The organism is Paenibacillus sp. A3 (genome assembly GCF_001399685.1).
In the GTDB taxonomy this organism is placed as follows: domain Bacteria; phylum Bacillota; class Bacilli; order Paenibacillales; family NBRC-103111; genus Paenibacillus_G.
Window position 1 is genome coordinate 1 of record NZ_JTHN01000283.1, and the last position, 6,159, is coordinate 6,159.

General features: G+C 56.6%; 4 protein-coding genes and 2 pseudogenes. All 6 read right to left on the bottom strand.

Annotated elements, in window-relative coordinates:
- Positions 1 to 221, bottom strand: a pseudogene (locus tag QJ48_RS33025) (peptidylprolyl isomerase); the annotation flags it as partial.
- Positions 222 to 342: 121 nt separating this feature from the next.
- Positions 343 to 3,192, bottom strand: a complete 2,850-nt coding sequence (locus QJ48_RS33030) for a PBP1A family penicillin-binding protein (RefSeq protein ID WP_054977556.1) — start codon at positions 3,190 to 3,192, stop codon at positions 343 to 345.
- 186 nt (positions 3,193 to 3,378) lie between these two features.
- Positions 3,379 to 3,618, bottom strand: coding sequence for an RNA chaperone Hfq (hfq, locus tag QJ48_RS33035; protein WP_025844310.1), 240 nt, complete (start codon positions 3,616 to 3,618; stop codon positions 3,379 to 3,381).
- Between the two features lie 12 nt (positions 3,619 to 3,630).
- The gene (gene miaA, locus QJ48_RS33040; RefSeq protein WP_054977557.1) at positions 3,631 to 4,605 is read right to left on the bottom strand and encodes a tRNA (adenosine(37)-N6)-dimethylallyltransferase MiaA; all 975 of its coding nucleotides are present in this window, start codon (positions 4,603 to 4,605) and stop codon (positions 3,631 to 3,633) included.
- Positions 4,599 to 5,372 carry a class I SAM-dependent methyltransferase gene (locus QJ48_RS33045; protein ID WP_054977558.1) on the bottom strand — a complete coding sequence of 258 codons (774 nt, stop codon included), beginning with the start codon at positions 5,370 to 5,372 and terminating at the stop codon, positions 4,599 to 4,601. Before QJ48_RS33045 ends, miaA begins: the two co-directional genes overlap by 7 nt.
- Positions 5,373 to 6,159, bottom strand: a pseudogene (locus QJ48_RS33050) (DNA mismatch repair protein MutL); the annotation flags it as partial.

Consider the following 6,159-nt stretch of genomic DNA (forward strand, 5'->3'; position numbering starts at 1 on the left):
GACATCGGAGGCGGAGACGAACAAGAGTTTTTGTTTGGCTGCTCGGTGCCGGAGTTCCATCCGGCCTGACCGTTCGTCTGCCCGGCCGTCTGGCTGCCATTCTGTGCGGGTTCCTTCTGAGCTTCCGGAGCGGGCTTCGTGCCGCAACCGGTCGTAATCATGGCGAGCAGCGCGGCGGCGCATGCCCATTTTGCCGTTTTTCTTACCATTTCTGCATTCATCGGATCGATTTCAACTCCAATTATGTCAAAGTTTGTATAAACTAATCTTCACAAGCTCTATTATACTACGAGCCTTCCGTAAAATAAAAATTCTCTCGCACAGCGGAACGACGTGAGCACATTATCGTCCTGTCTGTGTCGTGGATCCGGCCGGAGCGGAATCGGTGCCCGCTCCATCCGTCGTTCCTGTCGAAGCGGAACCGGTCGTGCCACCCGTTGTTCCGCTACTTCTGGAAGTGCCCCCGGCGGCCGCGTCCGAGCCGCTGCCGGTTCCTGTGCCACTTTTTCCGCCGCTCGTTCCGGAGGTTCTACCGCCGTTCGTCTGCGTGCCGGAATTCGTGCCTCCGGTAGAGGTGGTGCCACCCGTTCCGGTCCTTGTATCCGTTCCGCTTTCCGTTCCAGTGCGTCCCGTTTCCGTTCCTGCGCCGGTACTTCCTCCCGGCTGCGAAGTCTCGCCACCGGGCCGTGTGCTGCCGCCCTGTCCTGTCCCGGGCTTCGTACCCTGTTCCGTGCCAGTACGGCCGTCTATTCCGTTTCCGCCTTCCTGATCAGGACGCTGTCCTTGGTCTGGCAGACCGGTTCCCGAGTCGCCGTTCCCCGGTTGTCCGGTGCCCGGCGGACTGGTTCCCGGTTTGCCGCCCGGCGAATTCGGGTCAAGCTTGCTGTTCGGATCGGTTCCCGGATGCAGCGGGTCGAGCGGATTCCCGCCGACCGCGTCGACCTTGACCGTCGCCACGTTCGAGCGCGCACCGGTCGTATTATTCTCAGCGTTGTAAGGCACTACGACATATTCATACGTATCCGGCTGGGAAATGTACTCCGAAAATTCCGTCATCGTCGTGCTTTCTGATGGCTCTGCCGGGAAGTCAGCCATCTTGCTGTCTTTGCGGAAGATCTGATACGTAATATTGTCGCCAACGCCGCTCCAACTGAGCTGTACCTTCGAATTGCCGCCCATCACGACGTGTTCGGCCTTCAAATCGCTGATTCCTTTCGGAGGCGCAGTTAGATCCTTGACGCCGTCCGGCCGCTTGAAGGAGGTCATCGGGCGTTTGGCCAGCGCTTTTTGCATGACCTCCTTGAAAATAACGCCAGGGCTGCCGCTGCCCATTGTGACGTAATGCTTCGAATCCGTTTTGTCGAAGCCCAACCACACGGCTGCGGTCCATTCCGGCGTATAGCCGACGAACCACAGGTCGCGGTTGTATTTCTCCAAACCTTTCAAATCAAGCTGCGTGGTACCCGTCTTTGCTGCCAGCGGCCGATCGAATTTCGCCGCCGCTCCGGTACCTCCCGGCTCCACGACACCCTGCATGAGCTGGGTCATATACCAAGCCGTCTTAGCGCTCATGACGGACTTGGTTTCCCCCTTGAACGGGGTGACCTTGCCGTCATCGCCCACAATTTTTGTAATGGCGTGCGCGGTTGGCAAATTCCCGTTGTTCGGGAACGCGCTATAAGCCCGCGCCATTTGCAGCGTCGTTACGCCTTTGTTCAATCCGCCAAGCGCAATCGCCAAGTTGCGGTCGTTTTTTTCATCGAGCTCGATCCCCAGTTTTTTGACAAAATCCATTCCCGTCTTGACCTTTATCTGGTTCAACAGGTCGACAGCCGGAATGTTCATCGACTTCTTGACCGCATCGAACATGCTCACTTCACCGCGATACACTCCGTCGTAGTTGCGAGGCGAATAGCCGTTATACGATTTCTGCACGTCGGGCAGCCTGCTGTACGGATTGTACTTGCCAGATTCGATAGCCGGCGCGTAAGCGACAAGCGTTTTGAACGCCGAGCCCGGCTGCCGTGGCTGAGCGACGGCACGGTTCAGCCCGCGGGCAACGTAGTCCCGGCCTCCGATCATGGCAACGATACCTCCGTCTTCATTGTTCAGGATGACCATGCTGCTCTGCATTTTTTGTTCCGGTCCGTCTTTTTGGAATAATTTGGAATTCTTGTACGTCTGCTCCATAATTTGCTGGGCGTTCGGGTCAAGCGTCGTATAGATTTTGTACCCGCCCCGCAGCAAATCGTCCTCATCGAACTTATACATGTCCTGCGCTTCCTTGAGGACGTAATCGATATAGGTCTGATACTGAGATTCGCCCTTGTTAGCCGGGGGCGCGTAATCTACGGCGACGGCTTCGGCGCGCTGGGCTTCCGTAATGTAGCCCTGCTCCTGCATCAGCTTCAGCACAACCGCCCGGCGGTCCTTCGATTTATCTGGATTCGAGATCGGATTGTACGTGTTCGGCGCTTTCGGCATAGCCGCGAGCGTAGCCATCTGCCACAGCTTTAGATCGTTTAGATTGGATACGCCAAAATACACTTTGGATGCGGCCTTCACGCCGTATGCCCGGTTGCCGAAATAAATCCGATTCAAATAATACGTTATGATTTCGTCCTTCGTTTTTTGCTTCTCCAAAGCCAGCGCAATGGACATTTCCGTGGCTTTGCGGAAAAACGTTTTGTCCGAGCTCAGAAATACGTTTTTGGCGAGCTGCTGTGTGATCGTACTCCCGCCCTCGACCATGCTGCGCGCGGCGATATCTTTCACTAGCGCGCGGCCGACGGCGAACAGATCCACGCCTTGATGCTGCTCGAAGCGCTGGTCTTCCGTCGCAATGAATGCCTGCTTTAACAGCTCGGGAACCTCTTTAGGCTCGACATTTTCCCGGTTTTCCACCTTCAAAACGCCGGCTTCTTTCCCTTCCGCATCATAAATGATGGACGCTTCGCTAAAGTTCAGTTTATCCATGCTTTCCTTTACGATCTTGTCGCCGTTCACCAGGACGAAAATGTATACCCCCATCCCGCAAATGGCGGCGAGCGCGCCGGCGACAAACGTCCATGCCAGAACTTTGCCTAAGGTGATTTTCTTCTTTTTCTTTGGTTTTGCGGATGATTTTGCGGATGATGTCGGTTTCTTCTCCCTCGGTGCTTGGCCCGGTGTTCTGCTGTTTCTTCCCGTCATGCCCCGACTCCCTTTCTGTGTCTGTGTACAATGCACAGCCTATTTAACCTGCATCAAGGCTTACTAAACAAAGAACAACCCTAACGAGCCGGGTTGCTCTTATGCTTCGTATCCATTTAGACGTAAGGGAAGCTGAAAAAGTTGCTCCTTTTGCTTCCAAGTTCTGGCCGCTAACCAAAAAACCCGCTATTCGGCGCTGCTTTCCTGCTGCATGAGCGATACCGAACGCTGCGGCGTAAAGGTCGAAATCGCATGCTTATACACCATTTGCTGGCGTCCTTCGCTGTCGATAATGATCGTAAAGTTATCGAACGCGCGAATGACGCCGCGAATTTGAAATCCATTGGTCAAATAAACGGTGACCGGAATGTTCTCCTTGCGCAATTGGTTTAAAAACGTGTCCTGAATGTTGATTGACTTGTTCATCAATGGGCCCCCTCAAAAATGGTTAACGCCAAATGTTAGCTTGTCTGCTATTATAGCACGAATCCGGTTCAGTTGGGTAGAAAATTCTTCCATTTCACTCATATCCACCCAAACGATGTCCTTCATATGCCGGAACCAGGAAAGCTGACGTTTCGCAAAATGACGCGTGTTCTTCTTCAGTAAATCGACGGCTCCTTCCAAAGAATACTCTCCCTGCAAGTATGCCGCAATCTCCTTATAGCCGAGCCCCTGCATCGAAACGAGCGACGGATCGTAACCTTTCGCCAGAAGCCCTCGAACCTCCTCGACCAGCCCTTGCTCCAGCATGAGATCGATTCGCTCTTCAATACGTTTATATAGTAAAGCTCTATCCATTGTCAACCCGACGATACACAATTCGTACGGGGTCTGCTTTTTTTGCGTTTTAAGCTGGTCGGAAAGCCGTTCTCCGGTCATATGAAAAATCTCTAGGGCCCGGATAATACGCCGCCTGTCGTTCGGATGCAGGCGCTGCGCCGACTCCGGATCGATCTGGCGCAGCCGCTCGTGCAGCGCTTCCGCACCGTGAGCTTCGGCATAAGCCTCCTGCTCCGCGCGAAAAGCCTCGTCCGAGCCTCCTTCGCTGAACCGGAAGTCATAGCAAACCGATTCGACATAAAGGCCCGTTCCTCCGACAATAAACGGCAGCTTTCCGCGGGAATCGATATCCCGGATCAGGGTTACGCACCGTTCTTGAAATTCCGCTACCGAGAACGGATGGACCGGGTCGTGAATATCGATCATATGATGCTTGACCCGGGCAAGCTCTTCCGGCGATGCTTTTGCCGTACCGATATCCATCCCCCGGTACACCTGCATCGAATCTCCGGAAATAATTTCCGCGTTGTATTCTTCGGCCAGCGTTAAGCTCAGCTTGGTTTTGCCGACGGCGGTCGGGCCGATCAGCACAAGCAGCTTCGGCCGATGCCGGTCCGTCTCTGTCAGCATCTTATCACTCCATAAGCTATTTTGGTGGAAGACCGATGCACTTCCGCGAAGCCCAGTCGGTCGAATTCCTGACTGTCCCGGTGCTCCTTCATCACGACCGCCCGGCGAGCAACCCTTCGCGCTTCCGCCACCGCTTCTTCCGTCAGCGCCCGGTCGTCGGCTATGCCGCGGATCGCCTTGATCGAGGTCGATTCCGTGATCGGTTTGCGAAACATCGGATCGAAGTACACCAGATCGGCGCTGTCCGGCGGCAGCGCACGCAAATAGTCGGCATGATCCTGACAGACCACTTCAACGCGGCGCATCGCTTCGTTCAGTCCGGGTACATCGGAATGGTAGGTCTTAAGACCTTGTTCCAACAAAAAGCACGGTATCCGCGCCGTTTCCAGCGCCGTCACCGTTCCTTCGGATCCTGCCGCAAACGAGAAGACGATGGCGTCCGAGCCGAGTCCCGCCGTGCAATCGATAATCCGGTCCCCGGAGCGAATGCCGGCCAGCGTCAGCAGCGGGTCCGTCTCGCCGTTCAGCAGCCTTTTGATCCGGACCGCCGCCGTGCTGGGATGAAAAAACAGCGGCAGCCGCTGTTCGTGATGGTATTCGATCCGCTCTTTCGAGATCAGCAAAATATCCTCGTCCCCGTACCGCTCCCGCAGCTGGGCCAGCGTCATCCGCCGCCGCCGGATGCAGCGCCCGCCAAGCGCGCGCGCCAGCGTCTCCGCCTCGCTCAGCTGTACGGGATTCGGGTCATAGGAGGTGGTAACGAACAACTACATCACCCTTTTAAACATTTTTTCCAGCTCATAGGTCGAAAAGCTTACGACAATAGGTCTTCCGTGCGGACAAGTATACGGATTGCGGCAGGCCGCCAGCCGGTCCAGCAGCGTCTCGATTTCCAGCAGACCGATGCTTTGGTTCGCCTTGATCGAAGCTTTGCAGGAGCACATGATCGCCGCTTTTTCGCGCAGCTTGCCGATGTCTACCTGCTTCTTCTCGCCGAGCAGCCATTCGATCATTTCTTCGATAAGCGCCTGCTCCTCGCCCGCCGGCAGCCAATGCGGGTACGCGCGGACGAGGAACGAAGCCCCGCCGAACGGCTCCAGATAGACCCCCGCCTGCTCAAGCTGCGGCAAGCGGTCGGCCAGCTTCTCCGCTTCAATCGCGGTGAATTCCAGCGTCAGCGGCACAAGCAGCTCCTGACTCGCTTCCGCAGGATTGCCGAATTTGTCGTAATAATGCTCATAATTGATCCGCTCATGCGCCGCATGCTGGTCGATCAGGAACAACCCTTCCTCGTTCTGCGCGACGATGTACGTGCCGTGAAGCTGCCCGATCGGGTGCAGCTTCGGAAAAGCCGGCAGCGCCGGAGGCTGCTCCTCCTGCGGCGTCATCGCGCGCAGCAGCGCCCCCGAGGCCGCTGCCGTCTCGCGCGGCGAAAGCCGCTCGCGCTCCGCGCCCGGCTGCGCCGCGGGGCCCGCGGACGCGGCGCGCAGCTGCGGCCCGCCAGCGTCTGCGGCGCTGCCGCTGCGCTGCGGCGCTCCGCCGGGCGGCTGCGCC